18 protein-coding genes are annotated in these 19,139 nt (G+C 65.5%); 12 read left to right on the top strand and 6 right to left on the bottom strand.

From position 1 onward, the window contains the following. Positions 1–55 precede the first annotated feature (55 nt). Both DXK94_RS20765 and DXK94_RS20760 read right to left on the bottom strand, forming a co-directional pair. Positions 56–2,023, bottom strand: a complete 1,968-nt coding sequence (locus DXK94_RS20765) for a GAF domain-containing protein (protein WP_181884894.1) — start codon at positions 2,021–2,023, stop codon at positions 56–58. Between the two features lie 92 nt (positions 2,024–2,115). Beyond that, positions 2,116–3,636, bottom strand: coding sequence for a SulP family inorganic anion transporter (locus tag DXK94_RS20760; RefSeq protein WP_115526384.1), 1,521 nt, complete (start codon positions 3,634–3,636; stop codon positions 2,116–2,118). A 177-nt stretch (positions 3,637–3,813) separates the two neighbouring features. On the opposite strand from DXK94_RS20760, the gene DXK94_RS20755 reads away from it, so the two are divergent. Then, on the top strand, positions 3,814–4,215 hold the full coding sequence (locus DXK94_RS20755) for a VOC family protein (protein ID WP_079596492.1): 402 nt from the start codon (positions 3,814–3,816) through the stop codon (positions 4,213–4,215). 132 nt (positions 4,216–4,347) lie between these two features. Further along, positions 4,348–4,674: a hypothetical protein gene (locus DXK94_RS20750; RefSeq protein ID WP_115526383.1), complete on the top strand. Its 327-nt coding sequence runs from the start codon at positions 4,348–4,350 to the stop codon at positions 4,672–4,674. Between the two features lie 20 nt (positions 4,675–4,694). On the opposite strand, the gene DXK94_RS20745 is transcribed toward DXK94_RS20750, so the two are convergent. Both DXK94_RS20745 and DXK94_RS20740 read right to left on the bottom strand, forming a co-directional pair. Continuing rightward, positions 4,695–5,438 (bottom strand): SDR family oxidoreductase, encoded by a 744-nt coding sequence (locus DXK94_RS20745; RefSeq protein ID WP_115526382.1) that lies wholly within the window; start codon positions 5,436–5,438, stop codon positions 4,695–4,697. Positions 5,439–5,844: 406 nt separating this feature from the next. Beyond that, the gene (locus DXK94_RS20740) at positions 5,845–7,527 is read right to left on the bottom strand and encodes a cell wall metabolism sensor histidine kinase WalK (protein WP_258868649.1); all 1,683 of its coding nucleotides are present in this window, start codon (positions 7,525–7,527) and stop codon (positions 5,845–5,847) included. A gap of 231 nt (positions 7,528–7,758) precedes the next feature. Between DXK94_RS20740 and DXK94_RS20735 the strand changes: the two genes are divergently transcribed. Together DXK94_RS20735 and DXK94_RS20730 are read left to right on the top strand one after the other, a co-directional pair. Continuing rightward, positions 7,759–8,595, top strand: coding sequence for an alpha/beta fold hydrolase (locus tag DXK94_RS20735; RefSeq protein ID WP_115526380.1), 837 nt, complete (start codon positions 7,759–7,761; stop codon positions 8,593–8,595). Then, on the top strand, positions 8,592–10,382 hold the full coding sequence (locus DXK94_RS20730) for an EAL domain-containing protein (protein WP_115526379.1): 1,791 nt from the start codon (positions 8,592–8,594) through the stop codon (positions 10,380–10,382). The genes DXK94_RS20735 and DXK94_RS20730 overlap by 4 nt, the downstream gene beginning before the upstream one ends. Positions 10,383–10,526: 144 nt before the next feature. On the opposite strand, the gene DXK94_RS20725 is transcribed toward DXK94_RS20730, so the two are convergent. Further along, a complete protein-coding gene (locus DXK94_RS20725) occupies positions 10,527–10,850 on the bottom strand; it encodes a hypothetical protein (protein ID WP_079596497.1) in 324 nt (107 codons plus the stop codon). A 213-nt stretch (positions 10,851–11,063) separates the two neighbouring features. On the opposite strand from DXK94_RS20725, the gene DXK94_RS20720 reads away from it, so the two are divergent. Further along, the gene (locus DXK94_RS20720) at positions 11,064–12,944 is read left to right on the top strand and encodes a hypothetical protein (RefSeq protein ID WP_115526378.1); all 1,881 of its coding nucleotides are present in this window, start codon (positions 11,064–11,066) and stop codon (positions 12,942–12,944) included. Here the strand turns inward: DXK94_RS20720 and DXK94_RS20715 are convergent. Beyond that, complete coding sequence (locus DXK94_RS20715) at positions 12,937–13,278, bottom strand: hypothetical protein (protein WP_079596499.1); 342 nt, start codon at positions 13,276–13,278, stop codon at positions 12,937–12,939. The two genes, DXK94_RS20720 and DXK94_RS20715, sit on opposite strands and share 8 nt — an antisense overlap. Before the next feature lie 153 nt (positions 13,279–13,431). Between DXK94_RS20715 and DXK94_RS20710 the strand changes: the two genes are divergently transcribed. From DXK94_RS20710 to DXK94_RS20680, 7 genes are all read left to right on the top strand, one after another. Next, positions 13,432–14,649: an MFS transporter gene (locus DXK94_RS20710; protein WP_115526377.1), complete on the top strand. Its 1,218-nt coding sequence runs from the start codon at positions 13,432–13,434 to the stop codon at positions 14,647–14,649. 17 nt (positions 14,650–14,666) lie between these two features. Then, positions 14,667–15,371, top strand: a complete 705-nt coding sequence (locus tag DXK94_RS20705) for a triacylglycerol lipase (RefSeq protein WP_079596501.1) — start codon at positions 14,667–14,669, stop codon at positions 15,369–15,371. Then, positions 15,368–16,300, top strand: a complete 933-nt coding sequence (locus tag DXK94_RS20700; protein ID WP_115526376.1) for an LssY C-terminal domain-containing protein — start codon at positions 15,368–15,370, stop codon at positions 16,298–16,300. Before DXK94_RS20705 ends, DXK94_RS20700 begins: the two co-directional genes overlap by 4 nt. A 134-nt stretch (positions 16,301–16,434) precedes the next feature. After that, entirely contained in the window at positions 16,435–16,992 is a 558-nt protein-coding gene (locus DXK94_RS20695; RefSeq protein ID WP_115526375.1) for an alternate-type signal peptide domain-containing protein, read from the top strand. A gap of 67 nt (positions 16,993–17,059) precedes the next feature. After that, positions 17,060–17,671 carry a hypothetical protein gene (locus DXK94_RS20690; RefSeq protein ID WP_115526374.1) on the top strand — a complete coding sequence of 204 codons (612 nt, stop codon included), beginning with the start codon at positions 17,060–17,062 and terminating at the stop codon, positions 17,669–17,671. 55 nt (positions 17,672–17,726) lie between these two features. Continuing rightward, positions 17,727–18,305, top strand: a complete 579-nt coding sequence (locus DXK94_RS20685) for a signal peptidase I (protein ID WP_258868647.1) — start codon at positions 17,727–17,729, stop codon at positions 18,303–18,305. Beyond that, positions 18,305–18,802 carry a hypothetical protein gene (locus DXK94_RS20680; RefSeq protein ID WP_115526373.1) on the top strand — a complete coding sequence of 166 codons (498 nt, stop codon included), beginning with the start codon at positions 18,305–18,307 and terminating at the stop codon, positions 18,800–18,802. The genes DXK94_RS20685 and DXK94_RS20680 overlap by 1 nt, the downstream gene beginning before the upstream one ends. Positions 18,803–19,139 lie beyond the last annotated feature (337 nt).

Raw genomic sequence — 19,139 nt, 5'->3', positions numbered from 1 at the left:
GCGCGCTTATGTGCACGGGCGCCATGTGTGTCCCGGTAGAAGGCAGAACAGCTGCTCAGGCGCCGGACGTGACCCCGGACGTCTTCATCCTCCAGAGACGCAGCGCCACCTGGACGTCGAGGGAACGGCTTCCCCGGCGCCAGGTGGCACCGATCAGGGCGTCTATCCGGTCCAGCCGCTGCCGGAGGGTGTTGGGGTGGATGTGGAGGGCGTCGGCCGTCTCCTGCATGGCGCCGCCTTTTTCCTGGAACATCCATGCCGTGAGGACCAGCTGCGTTCCCCGCCGCTCGTCGTAGCCCAGGAGCGGACCCAGCTGTGCTGTCAGCAGTTGTCCGGCGAAGGGGCTGTCCATGGCTCCGAGCAACATCCCGGCGGTGCCCAGGGCGGCGCGGTCCGCTGCCTCCCCGTCACGCGAGAGGGCCTGAAGTGCCCGCAGGACGGTGTGGGCCTCAGTGTGCGCCGCCGACAGGCCTGCAAAGCCGGTGACCGGTTCCGATGTCCCCACGCTGGCAGTGATACGGCGCCGCTTGAGTTCTTCGATGATGGACCGGCCGTTGTCCCCGGCGCCGCCGGTTCCATCAGCTCGTGCGGTGCGCCGGTCGAAGGGTTCGATGATGCACAGGTGCGACTCGTGCAGGGCGATGATTCCCGGGGTGCCCTCTGCCCGGAGCCTCAGCACGGACAGCGCCCGCTGGCGCTGGTCGTCAGCGACCCCCACCACGCGCACCACGAGCTGAAGGTGGTTTGCGAGGCCGAACTGCCCGGCCCTGCGCGACAGCGCCTCGGCATGTTCCGACCGCGGGCTGAGCAGGTCGTCGATGAGTTCGAGCTGCAGCCGGTACTGCGCGTCCTGGAAGGTGCGCTCGAAGAGCAGGGACACGCTGAGCACCAGGGCGCTGCGTTCCAGGACAGCGAGACGGGCTGTGCTGAGTTGCTCTGCGACGATGAGCGTAGCCAGATGCTGGTCGCCCGCAACAGCGGACATGGCCGTGTACTTCCTGCCCGTGACCTCGAACTGCACTGCCGAGCTCGTCGCCACCGATTCCTCAGCCGCGCTCAGGGCCGGAAGACTGGTGAAGTCACTGTCCGCCGCGATTCCCGCCAGCGGCTCGCCCATGGGGGAGACCAGGAAAACAGGGGCGCCCAGCGATTCGGCCAGCAGGCTGAGCAGGTGCGGGAGGCTGCCGGTGGAGGCAAGGGTCTCCATGAGCCGCCGGTCAAGGGATGAAAGCTCTTCCAGGTCCCGGACATGGGCCAGGTTCTGCTGCTGTGCCTGGTCCAGCCGGGCGAGGGCATGGGCCATTTCACTGAAGTAGCGGGCGTTCTCCAGTGCGACGGCGGCGTGCGTGCCGATGGATTCCATCAGGGCGACGTCGTCGCTGCTGAACTGGTGCGGGTGCCTGTCGGCCACCAGCAGCGCGCCGATGACTTTCCCTTCGGCGCGCAGCGGAACACCCATGATGGCCCGGACGCCCTCCGCGGCAACGGCCCTGTCGCTGGACTCCAGGTGGGATTTGGTTTCGTCCAGGAGATAGTCCGCGCTTTGAGCCGGTGCCTCACCGGTGGCCACGGCGCCGAGCACGCCTTCGCCAAGCGGCATGCGGATGTTGCGGAACAGCGCCGTGGTTGCACCGTCGGTCACACGGACGTAGGACTCGCCGCTGTCGTAGTCGTTCAGGCTCAGGTAGGCGATGTCGCTGCCGATGAGGGACCTGGTGCGCCGGACGATGGCTTTGAGGACCGCCTCGACGTCGCGTATGCGGGTGAGGTCGGTGGCTGTGTCGTAGAGGACGCGCAGCAGGCCCTCCCGGCGGCTCGCCTCCCACAGCCGGGCATTCAGCCGGCGTGCGGCCGCGGCGGTGGACTGGTCGATCGCTCCGTCGTCCAGCCAGGCGGACAGTGTTGTCTCGAGCTCAGCGGCGGAAATACCGCTGTCGAGCATGGCCATAAGCCGGCCCGCGCTCCTGGCGCCGGCTGAAGGTCCTCCTCCGGCGTGGATGGCAGAACTGTCATCGGCGCGCATGAACATAATGCTAGCCGCGGCAAGCCCGCAGGAAGCCGACGACGACGGCCGCGGGGCCGCCGTCGTACTCGTTGCCTTAGTGGCTTGTTGCCTTAGTTCCCTGCGCCCAGCTTGCCGGCGAGGCGTTCGCGCATGAGCATGCTGGCGTCGTTGAGGCCGATGATCCTGACCTCTTTGCCGTGGTGGCGGTACTTCTCGGTGATGGCGTCCAGGGCGGCGATGGTGGAGGCGTCCCAGAGGTGGGAGGCGTGCATGTCGATGACCACGTGCTGCGGGTCCAGGGCGTATTCGAACTGGGTGAAGAGGTCGTTGGAGGAGGCGAAGAACAGCTCGCCGTTCACCGTGTAGGTGGCGGTCTCCTGGCCCTCGATGTCCTTGATGGTCCGCTCGACGGTGACGAAGTGCGCCACCCGGCGTGCGAACAGCACCATGGCCACCAGCACGCCGGCGCCGACGCCGATGGCCAGGTTGTGCGTGGCCACCACCGCGATGACCGTGGCCACCATGACCGTGGTTTCGCTTTTGGGCATCATCTTCAGGGTGCGGGGGTGGATGCTGTGCCAGTCGAACGTGGCCCAGCAGACGAAGATCATCACGGCCACCAGCGCGGCCATCGGGATCACCGAGACCACCCCGCCGAGGGCAACCACCAGGATCAGCAGGAAGACGCCGGCCAGGAACGTGGAGATCCGGGTGCGGGCACCCGAGGCCTTGACGTTGATCATGGTCTGGCCGATCATCGCGCAGCCGCCCATGCCGCCGGTGAAACCGGTGACGATGTTGGCCACACCCTGGCCCCACGCCTCGCGGGTCTTGGAGGAGCGGGTGTCCGTGACGTCGTCCACCAGCTTGGCGGTCATCAGGGATTCCAGGAGCCCGACGAAGGCCATGGCCAGCGCGTACGGGAAGATGACCTGCAGCGTCTCGAGGGTGAACGGGACGTTGGGGATGAACAGGGACGGCAGGGACTCGGGCAGGTCGCCCTTGTCCCCGACGGTGGGGACCGTGATGGACGCGAACACCGTGATGAGGGTCAGGACAACGATGGCGACCAGCGGGGCCGGAACCACGGTTGTCAGCCTGGGCAGCCCGAAGACGATGAGCAGAGCAAGGGCGGTGAGAGGGTAGACCATCCACGGGACGCCCAGGAGTTCGGGGACCTGGGCCATGAAGACCAGGATGGCCAGGGCGTTGACGAAGCCCACCATCACCGAGCGGGGGATGAAGCGCATCAGCTTCGCGACTCCGGCAAGTCCCAGGATGACCTGGAAGATCCCGGCCAGGATGACGGTGGCCACCAAGTAGTCCACGCCGTGGGTCTTCACGAGCGGGGCGATCACCAGGGCCACGGCGCCGGTGGCCGCGGAGATCATGGCCGGGCGGCCGCCCACAACAGCGATTGTCACGGCCATGGTGAAGGACGCGAAGAGGCCCAGCCGGGGGTCCACTCCGGCGATGACCGAGAACGCGATGGCTTCCGGGATCAGGGCGAGGGCGACGACGAGGCCACCCAGGACCTCGGTCTTCAGCCTCCTGGGGGACCTGAGTGTTTCCCGCACCGACTGGAGCTGTTCGGGCGTAGAGGCAGGGGCGTTCCCGGCGGTGGCGGCCATTGCTGGCTCCGTTCGTGGTCTGGAAGACGCACGGCAGCGCCCTCGCACTGTTCGAAGAAATGGTCTGTTCGAAGATTGAAGGGGCGCAGCACCGCGCCGGGGCGGCCTTTGTGGTGCGGCCGCTCCCGGTCAATTCTACGTGGCCGGAACGGGCCTTATGCGGGGTACTGTGGCGGGATGGAGATGCGCCTTGAAGTAGTGCAGGTACCGGTGGCTGACGTGGACAGGGCCAAGGCCTTTTATACGGAGAAGCTGGGTTTCGTGCTGGACCACGACGTGGAGCACATCCCCGGAATGCGGGTGGTGCAGCTGACCCCGCCGGGATCGGCGGCGTCAATCGTCATCGGGACGGGCATGACCTCCATGGTGCCGGGCAGCCTCGAGGGGCTGCAGCTGGTTGTTCCGGACATGGACGCCACGCGGACCGAACTCCTGGCCAGGGGTGCAGGCATCAGCGAGGTCCAGGACATGGGCGGCGTGCTGTTCGCCTACTTCTCGGACCCGGACGGCAACCGCTGGGTCATCCAGGGCGCGATTCCTCCCGGTATCAGGGATGCGCATCTGCAGGACCAGGCCTAAGCGGCTCAGCCGCGGCCAAAATTGCCTGTATCTTGAGCAAACCGCACTGACCTGTGGCAGCGGCATGGCTATGGTGAATTTACGGGTTCAAGCATCCGGACCGTTCGAAAACTGCATCGGGAGCAGCTCCCCATGCCACAGCGCAAAGCAACGCGAATCTGGCTCACCGCCGCCCTGGTTACCGCGGTGGTGCTGGGCGCGGTCTACTACACTCAGTCCACGTTCATTGCCAGCGGCGACCTCAGCGATGCCTGCCTCGCCGCCGGCCAGGAACTGGACCTGAACTACCGGCTTCGGCATCCGCGCGACGGCAGTGCCGTCTTCCCGCTCCACAACAGATGCAACGCCGTATCGGACCTCGTCCCGGACTGGGTGAATCCCACGTTGAGCCTGATCGCCGCAATGCTCTCCCTGGCCCTGGTGGGCCTGCTGTTCAGCCGCATCCGGAGGCACGCCTAAGTTTTTGGCGTTGTGCCCGTTTAAACGGCGCCTTCCAGCCACTCCAGGAACGTCTGGCGTCCGACGGCGGCACCCTCCGCCGGGACCAGCGCGCCATGGCGCATGGCTTTTCCCATAGGTCCCGGGAACGGGACCTCGACGATCCTCTTGCGCCGGCCCGTCTTATCCAGATAAGCGCGGACCAGGCGGGCGAGCTCCTCGGTGCGGGGGCCGCCCAGGTCGGCGATGCGTCCCTGGGGCCCCGCCTCGGCTGCCGCAACCAGGGCTTCCGCCACCTCGCTGGCCGCCACGGGCTGGGTGAACATTTTGGGAACCAGTACCACCGGGCCCGCCGAGGCGACGTCCACCGTCAGCGGCACAAACTCATGGAACTGGGTACAGCGCAGGAGGGTCCAGGGCACGTCGCCGTGCCGCACCGCGTCCTCCTGCACGAGCTTGCCCGCGTACAATCCGGACGTCGCATGGTCGATTCCCACAACCGAGAGTGCCAGGTGGTGCCCTACACCAGCCTTCTTCTCCGCGGCGAGCAGGTTCTGGGTGCTGTTGGTGAAGTAGTCCACGTTCTTCTTGGTGGCCATGGACTTGATGCCGGACACGTCGATGACCGTATCCACGCCCCGGAGTGCCTGCTCCAGGCCCTTTCCGGTCACCAGGTCAATGCCCTCGGAGCGGCTTAGGCTCACCACCTCATGGCCGCGCGCGCTGGCCTGCTCCACGACATAGCGGCCAACGGTTCCGGTTCCCCCTGCAACGGCAATCCTCATACAAGAAATCCTAGGACTCTTCCCGGCCGGGATGGGACGTTGCTTGGGCTGATGGCGTCGATGAAAGCAGCAACATATTTCTGATAAACGCTGTTGTGGTGTTTGTTGGCAACCTTATGGCGACTTTCGGGGCTGCTTGGCGGTGCCGGCTTCGTGACACCGCCAAGCGCTGAGACCATCGGTTGCCCGACTCAAGGCCTGTGGACTGCTGGGCCCAATTCCCAGGTGCACCCCCATGCGCTCCAGGCCTTTCACCAACTACTGTGCATGCCGTAGCTCAAGGACCTCGGCACGTTCGCTCAAGAAGCCCTCAAGAGTTCCTCAAATCCTGCCCGCGGAAGGCGCCGGTGGTAACAGTGCAGCGAAAGTGCGTGCCGTCGTCGGACGCTGGCACGTCCTGCGCCTCCTACGCGGGGCTGTACGGCAGGGAAAAGGTGACCGTGGTTCCCTTCCCGGGTGCGGTGCTGAGGCTGATGGACCCGCCATGGCCCTCAACGATGGTCTTGCTGATGGGCAGTCCCAGGCCTGCTCCGGGGATGGCCGTGTCCCGTGACCGTTCGGAGCGGAAAAACTTTGAAAAGGCGTGTGCGGCCTCATCCCCGGTCATGCCGATGCCGGGGTCGGTGATCGAGCAGACGAGGCCCTGGCCATTGCTTCGAAGGCTGGCGGTGATTGTTCCGCCGTCCGGGGAGTACTTGATGGCGTTGGACAGCAGGTGCTTGAACACGTGCCGGATCCGGCCCGGGTCCACCCGGGCAACCAGCGGCTGGCCGGCCTCCATCACCAGGCGGAGCCCCGAGCTGGCCGCCCGCGGCCGCATGAGTTCCACCACTTGAGCCAGCAGGTGGGTGATGTCAGCTTCCTGCACGGAGAGTTCCACGCGGTCGGATGCGACGGCGATCAGATCGTTCACGAGCGTCAGCAGATGCGTCGCGTTCCTGTGGATGATGAGCAGTTCGGGCTCGATCTCCTTGTGGTCCGGCTCGTCAAGCACGATTTCGAGGTAGCCGAGGATGGAGGTCAGCGGGGTGCGCAGCTCGTGTGAAACCGTGGCCACGAAGTTGTCCTTGGCCTTCAGTGCGTTGATGAGTTCAGTGACCTCCGCAAAGGTGACCACGGCGCCAGTACACACGCCTTCCGCTGAACGAATGGGGGAGGCGCTGACCGAATAGGCATGCTGGTCATCGCTTGTGCCGGCGTAATACAACTCGTCAGTAAACTCTTCGCCCTTTGCCGCCCTGATATTCGGCAGGCGTTCCGTGGGGGCTTCGCTTGTGCGGTCGGGGAGGAACAGCGGCCGCCGCCCTGTTGCCAGTCCGGCCAAGGCAGGGTCCACCTCCAGGGCCTTGTTCGTGAGCACGCCGCGTCCGTCCTGATCGATAACCCAGACACCGACGTTGATCGAGGACAGGACTGCATCGAGGAGCTGCTGGCGGCGGATGCTTTCGGCCAACGTGTCTGCCAGCTCCCGGTCCTTTTGGGTCAGCGTCTGATGCTGGTTGATAAGGGCGCGCGCCACGAAGTGGGCGGTGAGGGCGACGCCGGCCATGATCAGCGGAAGGAAGATGATGCGGATGGCGGAATCCTGCGCGTCGTCCCGGCCCATGGCGAATGCCGGAACGGTGGCGCTCAGCAGCACGCCGAGGATCGCCAGCAGCACGCCGGGACGCCCGCGATTAACGGAAAGCCGGATCACAGGAAAGACCAGGAGCAGGCTCAGGACACTGAATTCCGGGCCGCCGGCCTGCCGGGTGAACCCGATGGCCACGCAGTCAAGGACGGGAACTACTGAGAAGACGGCGGACGGCAGGCGATGCCACGGAACAATGGCGGCCAGTGCGAACAGTAAGGCGTGGCCTGCCACGGCTGCCTGGAAGGCAGGGTCCTGCAACGTTGCCGGGCTGAACACCCCGGCTGCTGCCACCAAAAGGACCAGCATGATGGCCAGCGGTAGCTGCCCGGCGGCGGCCTGCCACCGGCCGCCACCAGTGCCCAGCAGGGGCTCGGCGGCTCCTGCCCACGAACCCCCGGCTGTTTGCCCCAGACGCTGCCGCCACTCGAAGACAGTCCCGCCTTTAATATCCTGCATCCGACTCATCTGTTCCCCCCGGCACAGACTAAAATAGACAGCCTCCGGCTACTTGAAGTGCTGCTGCCCACAGCCTACCTGCCGGCGTCCGGCCATAAAGGAAGCCCACCGTTCGTTGGCTGCGGTTACCGGCAAGATTCGCGCAAGCCGAACCGAGTCCTAGGATTCCGCATCTCCCCGCCGCTAATATCAGGAAAAGCACAGTCACCTTACTTAAGGGCGAGTGAAAACATGGTTGAAGCAGCAACCGCCGCCGTTTCATCGGTGATCCGCCGGAACAACGTCACGGTGACGGGCAATGCGGAGGGGCCGGTGATGCTGTTCGCGCACGGTTTCGGCTGCGACCAGGACATGTGGCGGCGGCTGCTGCCGTACTTCACCGACGACTACCGGGTGGTGCTGTTCGACCATGTAGGCGCGGGCCGCTCCGACGCCGCGGCCTACAACCGTGCCAAGTACGGGACGCTGGACGGCTACGCAGCGGACCTGCTGGAGATCTGCTCCGCCCTGGAACTCCAGGACGTCATCCTTGTTGGGCACAGCGTCAGCGCAATGATCGCCGTGATCGCGGCGGTGCAGGAACCCGGCCTGTTCTCCCGCCTGGTGCTGGTTGCCCCGTCCCCCCGCTACACGGACGATCCCGGCGACGGCTATGTGGGCGGGTTCTCGCAGGCTGACATCGAGGGCCTGCTGGACTCACTGGACAGCAACTACTTCGCCTGGGCCGAGGCTTTGGCGCCGATGGTGATGGCGAACCCCGAGCAGCCCGGGCTCGCCGAGGACCTGCGGAGCAGCTTCTGCCGGACCAACCCGTCCATCGCACGCCACTTTGCCAGGGTCACGTTCCTGTCCGACACACGCCAAGTGCTGGACGAGGTAGGCACCAGCAGCCTGATCCTGCAGTGCTCCGACGATCTGCTTGCCCCGCCGGAGGTGGGCGACTACCTGAACCGGCACCTGGGGCACAGCACGCTGGTGCACCTGCAGGCCACCGGCCACTGTCCCCACGTTAGTGCGCCGGAAGCAACCGCCCGCGCCATCCAGCAATATCTTGCTGCGAGCCCATGACAAGCGTGCCTGGCCCGGAGCCTGTTGACTTCGAGGCGCTCTTCAACCAGGCACCCTGCGGTTACCTGGTAACCGACGACGGCGGCCGCATCACCGCGGTCAACGGCACCTTCCTGCACTGGTCCGGTTACAGCCTTCCGGACTTGGTCGGTTCCGCCATCCAGTCACTGATGCCGGTGGGTGACCAGATCCTGTATTCCACCCACTGCATTCCGCAGCTTGGTATTGCCGGTGCGGTGTCCGAGGTTGCGGTCGAAATAATCTGCGCTGACGGCAGCCGCCGCGCTGCCCTGCTCTCGGCATCACGCAGTCCGGCATCCGGGCAGCAACCGGCCACCGTGCGCATCATCATCTTCAGTGCACACGAACGCCGCATGTACGAAAAGGAACTGGTCTCAGCGCTGCGGAATGCGGAGGAATCCGAAGCCCGCCGCGCCGAAGCTGAGCATGAACTGCAGCGGCTCGCCCTGCAGGACCCCCTGACCGGCCTTCCCAACAGGGCCGGGCTGAAGGCAAAGCTGGACGGATTCCTTGCAGCCAGGCGTGCCGGGCAGGGAACGCTGGCGGCTTTGTGCATCGACCTTGACCACTTCAAGGCGGTCAATGACAGCCTGGGGCACGCAGCGGGGGACGAGCTGTTGGTCGCCGTGGCGCGGCGCCTGGTCCCTGCCGCGGGGAAGCAGGCCACCGTTGCCCGGCTGTCCGGCGACGAGTTCATCGCTGTGGACATTTTTGCCGGGACGGATGAAGCAACGGCACGGGCCGCGCGGCTCCTGGACGTCCTCCGGGCCCCGACGCTGATCGAGGGGCTGGAGATCGTGACGTCCGCAAGCATCGGCGTCGCGGTTGCCGGCGAGGACGGCGAGACCATGGACGATCTGGTCCGCCGCGCCGACATCGCGATGTACCGGGCGAAATCGCTGGGGCGGAGCCGCTGGGAACTGCACCAGCCGGCAGAATCCGACCCCACGGCGGACCGGCTCCGGGCCCTCGCAGAGCTGCGCCACGGCATCAGCGACGGCGCACTCCGGCTGCACTACCAGCCGCGCGTCGACCTGCGCACCGGCCTTGCCGTTGGCGTGGAGGCGCTGGTCCGCTGGCAGCACCCCTCGCGGGGACTTCTCGCGCCGTCGGAGTTCATCGGGATGGCCGAGGAATCCGGACTGGTGCGGCCGCTGGGCGCATGGGTCCTGGAGGAAACGCTGCGGCAGGCCGAAAACTGGCGGATCGAAGACGCCGGCGGGTCCAGGCTTGAGGTGGCGGTCAACCTGTCAGCCCGCCAGTTGAACGACCCCGGGCTGGTGCCCATGATTGAACACGCCCTCCGGCTGCGGAGGATGGATCCTTCGCTCCTGGTCCTGGAAATCACCGAGACCGCCCTGATGGACGATCCCGGCGGCGCCCTCGACCAGCTCATGGCCCTCAAGGACCTCGGCGTCAGCCTCGCCGTTGATGACTTCGGCGTCGGCTACTCCAGCCTCACCTACCTTAAGAAATTTCCCATCGATGAGTTGAAGATCGACCAGTCTTTCATCATGGGGTTGGGAACCGACACCGGCGACGCGGCGATTGTGACCAGCTGCATCGACCTGGCGCACGCGGTCGGCATCCGGGCCGTGGCCGAAGGCGTAGAGACCCCCGGCCAGGTCCAAGTGCTCAGGGCAATGGGCTGCGACTATGCCCAGGGCTACCATTTCGCCCGCCCGCTGCCGGCTCCGCTCCTCAGGGAATGGCTGAAGGCCAACTCCCAAGGGCAGCGCCCGGATTCCAGCCCGGTGCTGAGCTGAACCTCTGGGAAGGTCCCTTTAAACCCAAAAGCACAGCCACCCGTCTATTCAGGTACAGCTGCGCTCAAGGGTTTGGGTCAAGAAAAGTTTTGGGTGGCAACCCGGGGCCCGACGCTGGGCGCTGTGGGTTGCCGTTGCCTTGACCTATGCGGCCAGGCGAGTGGCTGCTGCCGGAGCCTTCCGCCGCGGGGCCAGGACGCTGATGGTGCAGGGCGCCTGCTGCGGATCGATTTTGGCTGGCAGATGGTGGGTTTCGGAACAGGCCCGGAGCATCTCCAGGGCTGCTTCATCCACCCACGCGTGGGAGATATCGAGTTCCAAATCAAGGCCTTCCCTGAGGGAATTGGCCCGCTTTGCTACTACATATAGGGCGTTGACGCTGTGGACGGTGATATGCCCCTTTGCAATCACCTTTGCACGTGCATGGTCGAGATCGATACGGACAACAATGTTCAGCTTAGAGTTCAAGTTGTAAAGCCTTCCCCGGCATTGGCTGCGACGCTGCAGCTTCTTGCTATGGCCGTTTGCATCAGCCTCATCCAGAGTAGGGGGCGAATGTGACCCACGCAACATGGTGACGTTTATTACATCGGATGGTCTTTTCATTACCCCGCGCCGGGCGGCGAAAGAAGGGGGCCTGCAGCCTTCCGCTTCCGTCCGGCCCGGGTGGATCATGTAGCCATGGGCAAGCGCGTGAGCGATGGCCTGGGGGATGCCACCAAGGACAACGACGGCGGTGACGCTGCGGAAGTGCCGGGCAGGCCCCCGGACCACGCCGTGGTGTTTGTCCATGGCATGGGCCGGGCCCTCAAAGGCGGCACCCTGCAGGAGTGGGCCCAGCCGCTGATGCTCAGCCTGCACGATCTGTCCCTGGACCTGGTCCCCGGAGACGTCCCGTGCCCGCACCTGGTCATCACCAAGGCCAACGCGGTGGGGGACGCACCCGAGGTGTGGGTGAAAGTGCTGCGCGGCTATGCAGACGGCAGGCCGGACTACCTCGCTGTCCTCATGACCGAGGCGTCCTGGGGCAGGGACTTCGAGCCGGCGTCGGCCGCGTCCACCTACTCCTGGGCACTGCGCACCGCCCTCCGCGTCTACAAACGCTCCGTTCAGCTGATCCGGTGGAACCTCTATCCCGGCCGCCGGCGGGCAAGCCCCGCGTGGCTCGCGGCCCGGCTGCGGCAGATGCTGCTCACCCTGATCGCGGCGTCTGCCGGGTTCTTCATCCTGCTGGCCGTGCTGGTGGTGCTGCTGCTGATCATCCTTCTGGCCTGGATTCCGGGGCCGGGCCGGTGGATCGGGAAAATCGTGTCCCTGTTCGCGGACTTCCTGGGCGACCCGCAGGTGTGGAAGCGGAAGCCGCTGCAGGCGGCCGCGATGCGGCAGCGCGTGGTGGACACGCTCCAGCGCTGGGACCACGACGGCAGGACGCAGGTGACCGTGGTGGCGCACAGCCAGGGTGCCGCGATCACCGGGCAGGTCCTGTTCCAGAACCAGGCGCGGGCCACCAACTTCGTCAGCGTGGGCAGCGGCCTGGACCTGCTGGGCTACGCGCAGTGGGGCGGCGGAACGGGGGAGGACCCGGTGACGGACTGGCTGGCCAACCCGGACCGGCCCCGCTGGATCAACGTGTGGGGCAAGTTCGACTTCGTCCCCGCCGGGCCCATTTCCACCCACGAGAACGGGCCGCTTCCCGTGTTCGGAAAGCTCTATGCCAGGGATACCGCCGGCGATGGCGGGCCCGGCCCCGAGGAGCACCCGGTGTACAACAGGTCCGGGCTCATCTACGACCACATCGTGTACTCCAGCAACCGGGTGGAGGTGCTCGATCCGCTGGCCCGGCTGATCCTGGACCCGCCGGCAGACCCGCACGGCCTCGTGCTGCGCGGGCTCGACGGCGACCGGCGGCTCCGGCCGCACCGCGTGATGGTCAAGAGCTTGGGGGTGACCCGGCTCCTCTCGATCCTCACCGCTGCGCTGAGCGCCCCGGCCGCGCTCGCCTGGCTGGGTTCGCAGGACTGGGCGCGGAACCGGGTCCAGTGCGGCCCGCCCGGAGGTGGCCAGGATCCGTGGTGGTCCTCCTGGCTGTGCTCGGGCCCGTCCTACCACTGGGGGCACTGGGAAAACTGGGGTGTGCTTGCGGTGACCACCGCCGTGTTTGCGGCTGTTCTCATCGGACTGCTCAACGGGCCGGTGTGGGGTGTGCTCCACAACCGGCTGCAGCGCATGCGGAAGCCGTCCTTCCGGCAATCCAGCGACCCCACCCGCAATCCGCCCGCCAACCCGTGGTGGTACGTCACCTGGTACCTGCTGATCGTCACCGCGGTGGCTGTGGCCGTGCCCTTCATGCTGGCATGGCCGGACCTGCCCTGGGTGCTGGTGGTGGTGCTGGTGGTTGCGCTGTGGGCGCTCTGCTTTACCCGCACGAGCATCAGCGGGCTGCCGGCGCGCACGGGTGAAAACCGGGACACGAAGGAAACCCCGGACACGAAGGAAACCCGTGACGCGCAAGAAGCGCGGCCGGAACCGCAGCGGACGGCAGTGAGCCTGCCGCCTAACTGATGACGGGGATGCTGCCGGTTAAGACTGTCACCGGGGCGGACGACCACCGCTCGCGTTCCGGCTCGTAGGAGATCACCATCGAGACGTCGCTTTCCTTTGCCTCGTCGATGGCGAGCAGCAGGGCGTCCTCCATGTGCCGCGCATACTCGAGCCGTTCGGCCAGGGTGCCCTGGAGGTCGGCGTCGTCAATCAGCACATGGCCCTTGCCGTCCACGATGACCTTCAGCGAATACCCCTGGTCCTCATGGAGGGATCCCCGGGTGGATGAAATTTCGGTGACTCTGTCTGCCCGGACCAGCCCGTTGCCGAGCGTGCGGATCCACACTTCACCCATCGAATGACCTCCCCTTGGCTGTGGGCGCGGAACAACGCCCCATAAGTCGAACGCTACTCCTCCGCGGGCCATTTGTGACCCCCGAATTTGCGCTGATGTGTCCCGGGCCATACATGCAAATTGCCCGCTGCTCACGGCCATAAAATAAATCTGATGACTTCCCCCGAAAACCAGCAGCCCTTCAGCCTGCGCAGCATCGCGGTGGCCGCGTTCGGGCCCACATTGCTCTATGGAATCGGCACCGGCGCCATCTTGCCGGTGGTGGCGCTGACCGCCCGGGACCTGGGCGCCTCGGTGGCCGTCGCGGCGCTGATCGTCACGCTGATGGGGCTGGGATCCTGGTTCTTCAACCTGCCGGCCTCCCTGGTGACCCTCAAGTTCGGTGAGCGGTGGTCCATCGTGGGTGCCGCCGTCGCCGCAGCGTTGGCGCTGGCGGCAGCGGGACTGACCTCGCTGGTGCCCGACGGGCTCTGGCTGCTCGCGGCGGCGATGGCCGTCGTCGGCATGTCCGGAAGCGTCTTTGGCCTGGCCCGCCAGAAGTACCTCACCGAGGCTGTGCCCGTGCAGTTCCGGGCACGGGCGCTGTCCACGCTGGGCGGCGTGAACCGGATCGGCGTGTTCATCGGCCCGTTCCTGGGTGCGGCGGTGATGCAGTTCTCCGGCATCGGCGGTGCGTACTGGGTGGGTGTGATAGCCATGGCGGCCGCCGCGCTGCTGTCCCTCACCATCCCGGATCTTGCCGCGGTAGGCGTGCCCGCCGGCGGACACAAGGGTCCGGAGCCCACCCTCCGGAGCGTCGCGGTGTCCCATGCGGGCGTGTTCCTCTCGCTGGGTGTGGGCATCCTGCTGCTGAGCGCGCTGCGATCCTCACGGCAGGTGGTGATCCCGCTGTGGGCCGACCACCTGGGCTTCGACGCCACCTCCGCCTCGCTGATTTACGGCCTGTCCGGAGCGATCGACATGCTGGTGTTCTATCCGGCCGGCAAGCTCATGGACCGCAAGGGCCGGCAGTTTGTGGCCGTACCGTCCACGCTGCTGATGGGTACCGCGCTGCTGCTGATTCCGCTGACCGGGTCCTTTGTGGGGCTGCTGCTGGCGGCGCTGCTGATCGGGTTCGGCAACGGCATCAGCTCAGGGCTGGTGATGACGCTCGGCGCGGACTTCTCGCCGGACCGGGGCCGGGGCCAGTTCCTGGGACTGTGGCGGTTTATGGCCGATGCCGGGTCCACCGGCGGGCCGGTCCTGCTTTCGGGCGTGACGGCGCTCGCCTCACTGGGCGCGGGGATCTCAGCCACGGGCGTCCTGGGGTTCGCGGCGGCGGCGGTATTCGCCGTCGTTATTCCCCGGCTAAAGCACCGCCGCAACTACTGACCCGTTATCCTCAACAGATGAGTGAAACGGGGGCACCTGCCCGGAGCAGTCCGCTGCAGAAGGCCGTGTGGTGGGCGCAGGACTACGTCTATGCCGCGGTCTGCCAGGTCCAGGGCATGCTGTCCCGGGTGCAGCCGGGTTCCTTCCACAAGGGCCACCTGAGTCCTGTGCTGATCATCCCGGGCGTGTACGAAAACTGGCAGTTCATGATGCCGCTGATCCGGTCCATCCACGACGCCGGCCATCCCGTCCACGTGGTCACGGTGCTGCAGCGCAACAAGCTGGACGTCCCCGTGGCGGCGCGGCTGGTGGCGCAGCATTTGGAGGAAGCCGGGCTGCGGGACGCGGCGATCGTGGCGCACAGCAAGGGCGGGCTGATCGGCAAGTACGCCATGCTGAACCTGGACCCCGAGGGCAGGATCTCGCGGATGATCACGGTGTGCACGCCGTTTTCCGGGTCCCGCTACGCGAAGTACATGCTGCTGCCGAGCCTGCGGATCTTCTCGCCCAGCAACGCGCTGACCCTCCAGCTGGCGCGCGAGGAAGCCATCAACAGCCGGATCACCTCCATCTACGGCCCGTTCGACCCGCACATCCCGGAGGGCAGCGTCCTTCCCGGTGCCACCAACATCGAGCTGCCCACGGCCGGGCACTTCCGGATCCTTGGGGATCACGAAACGGCCCGGATTATCGTGGAGCAGCTGACCCCCGACGAGCCGTGAGCCGCGTTCCTGATCCCGGCGGAAGGTACGACGGCGGGCGGCCAGTTCCGCATGAACCGGACCATTCGCGTTCCCCGAACCGGGTGGAGCGGCGCCAGAGCCGGTGGGCCACGGTCCTGGCCGTGCTGCAGCGGCTGCTCTATCTGGTGGTCACCGTCGCGGTGGGCTGGGCGGTGTGGTTTTTCCTGCTGTCGCGGCTCTCCCGCGGGCCCGAGCAGGCCTGGGTGTTCCTTCCGGTGTGGCTGATTCTTGCGTACGCGCTGCTGCCGCGCATCCACAAAATCCTGAGCAGCCTGTACATCCCGGACTACTTCATCGGCAGGACCCGGACCGGGGACGGGGTCCTGGGTGACCCCGTGAACCTGGCCGTGGTGGGAACGGGGGAGGAACTGCGGAAGGCGATGCTGACTGCCGGCTGGGTGGAGGCCGCCCCGATTAACCTCGCAACGGCGTGGCGCACCCTGACGTCAACCCTGTTGGGCCGGAGTTACCCGGCGGCGCCCGTCAGTTCGCTGTACGTTTTCGGCAACAAGCAGGACCTGGCGTTCCAGCGCGAGATCGACGGCAACCCGCGCAAACGCCACCACGTCCGGTTCTGGAAATGCCCGGCCGGCTGGATGCTGCCCGGCGGGTTGTCCGTGGACTGGGTTGGCGCCGGGACTTACGACAGGAGCGTTGGACTGTCCCTCTTTACATTCCAGATCACGCACAAGATCGCCGACCGGACAGACGAGGAACGCGACTTCATCATTGAGACGCTCCGGGCGGCCCGCGCCGTGGAGTCGGTGCACGTGATCCTCAACTACTCCAGCGGCTACCACCACCGCAACGGCGGCGGCGACGCTATCCGCACCGACGGGCACCTGCCGATCATCGACCTGTACGAGCCGGGCCGGCCGGGGAGTTCCAAGCCAGGCAGTGACAGCTAAACACGCAGGTCAGAGGCCACTTTAACCTTCAATTTCTTGAGCAAACTTTGACGTTTTCCCCCCAAAATTCCTGATAAAGCCCATGCATTGTTGTTCCCAGCTAGACCACACACAAAAGTCTGAGGGGACACATCATGAAGAACAGCACTCTGATCAAGGGAACCGCAGCCATCGCCGTAGGCGCGGCCCTGCTGCTGGGCGGCGGCGGAACGCTGGCAGCCTGGAACGAATCGGTCTCAGCCGCCCCGGGCACCATCGTCTCCGGTGACCTGAACGTAACAGCAGCTGCCGGCGTTTGGACCGACCGTGCCGGTGCCACCATCAACATCGCCACCTACAAGGTGGTTCCGGGCGACAAACTCACGTACACCCAGAATCTGACCGTAACGCTGGTTGGCAATAAGATGGCGGCCGACATTGTGTTGACGGGTGCAAATTCAGTCAATAACTTCACTGCCGCCAACGTCACCATCTCCCCGCTGCTGCTGAAGACCAGCACCGGAGCCACGGCTTCACGTCTCGCGCCGGTCAGCGGCAGCGACACCCAGACGGTGACCGCTTCCACGGTATTCGAATTCAAGAGCACCACCAGTGGTCGGTCTGACGTAGCCACCAACTACAACCTGGGCGACGTCAAGTACACGGTTCAGCAAGTCGTTGAAGGTGCCGGCCTCGTAGAACCGCAGGTCTAATCTGACGCTGGCGGGTGGCAGAACCACCACCCGCCTTCGCGATCGGAAACAGGACCAGGGAGGAACCATGCGCATCAAGCGCTCACTGCAGGCAACGGCACTCGTCGCCGCAGCAGTGATCCTGGGCCTCCTGACGGTGCAGGGCACGTATGCGCTATGGAGTGCCAGTGCGATTGCCGCCCCGGGTACGGTGACAGCCGCATCGTTCGACATGGCACTTGCCGATGTTCCATCGGGGCGGGCAACCAACATGACCCTGGCCGACGGAAAAACTTCCGCCAACCTGGCCATGACGCCCTCCGCCACGTTGGTGCCCGGGACTTCGGTCTACGGGGGAATCGTGGTCACGAACAACACCAACGCCGGGGGATCCTTCAACACGGTCATCACGGCCGGCCTGGGTACCGTAACGAACGTCGCCGGTGGCAGCCTGTCAACCTACGTCATCTTCTACGCCAAAACTGCCACCTCCTCCGCGGAGTGCAGCACCATCGCGGGCTACGCACCCATCGGTTCAGCCGGATTGTCATCCCCCGCAGTGGGCAAGGGCGGATCCACCGTCTTCTGCTTCCAAGCAAGTCTTAGCTCTAATGCCCCGTCGTCAGTGAAAGGACAAGCAGTGAACATCTCTCTTCAGCTCACCGCACGTCAGCTCTGTGGGGTGCCAAGTGGCTGCTGACTTGACGGAACGGCCCGTTGCCAACGCAATTCCCCAAGGGGAAGGGAGGCACTTGGTGCAAGCGCCGTCGGGCGCCGAAAAAACTGGGGGCACCGGCTCTGATGCATGGACCGCCGTCGGACGGATCCTGAGCATGGCTGCCATGATCATCGCATTGTTCGCCGCGATGATCCTGCTTGTCATCCCCGTCGTGACCGGCTCGCACACCTACACGGTGCTCACCAACTCCATGGCACCGAAGTTCCCACCAGGAACGTTCCTGGTGATGAAGCCCGTGCCATTCGATGAGATTCAGTACGGTGACGTGGTCACGTTCCAGCTGCACTCGGGGCGGCCCGAGGTCGAAACGCACCGGGTGGTGGGCTTCGGTGCCACCCAACAGGGTGAGAAAACCCTCATCACCAAGGGCGACAACAACGGTGCTAACGACGCCGACCCTGTCCGTGAGATCCAGATGAAGGGCAAGCTGTTCTACGCGGTTCCGTATGTTGGTTTCCTGGCCAATGCCCTTGGGAACTCCGACCGTGACGCATGGACCATCATCGCCGCTGTCGGGCTCATCGGTTATGGCGCCATCCTGGTTTTCAAGTCCGTGCGCGCATCGCGTCGCAGCCGGGCTGCTGAGGGAAAGTAATGGCCCGGATTCGGAATCTTCCAGGTGCGGCAACGGCCGTCGGTGCGTTTGTGCTGACTGTGCTGCTGGGCCTGGGTGGTGCATCCGCGTCAGCATTATGGCAGCAGAGCGCCACGGCGACCATGACGGTCACGGCTGCGGCGACATGGCCGGGCTCTGGCTTCACTGGGTTCACATGCCACAACGACAATCCGCAGAAGACCGCTACTTTGACGGCTACCGGGTCCAGTGCCCCAGCATCTCTGACCTATGCTGCCCTGCAACCAAACGGAACGTACGGACCTTCGTACATGGATGAGGTCAGCTTGGGAACGGCGAGCACCGTAGGCCTGACAATTACCTCGCCGATCATTGTTGCCAACCGATCGACACCCCAGCTGACCGTCCGCGTGGTGGCCACATATGCCAATCAAACGCAGATTACCGCCACTGCAGTTTTGAAGTTGGAGCAAGGCAACAACAGCGACAAGGTGATCTGCGTGTCAGCCACCGCCTAGGAGCAAAGAGGCCAGCTCGGCGGAAGCAGGTGCCGCTATGTCCCCCCACATAGTGGCACCAGCTTCTGCCGAGCTGGCGTGTGAGTTCAAACGGGAATACTCAGCCAGTTTGGGAAAGTTTTGGCGGAGGTAAGCCGGTATTTGTATCGGGCCTTCCGGTGGGGCCGAGGCCAGGCACTCGGTGCGCGTCCGCCGTCGTAATTCGGACCAGGGCGGGTACCTGGCGGCGCCTACTTCAAGACGCCGCCAGGAGTCTATGGCTTCAGGAGAGCCATCCGGCCGAGGCCCAGGGGCCCGGCAAGAGCAACTATCCATTGCATGGATCAAAATATGGCGC

It is taken from the genome of Arthrobacter sp. RT-1 (genome assembly GCF_003367205.1).
Taxonomy (GTDB): Bacteria; Actinomycetota; Actinomycetes; order Actinomycetales; family Micrococcaceae; genus Arthrobacter.
This window is presented reverse-complemented; position numbering and strand designations above follow the sequence as displayed.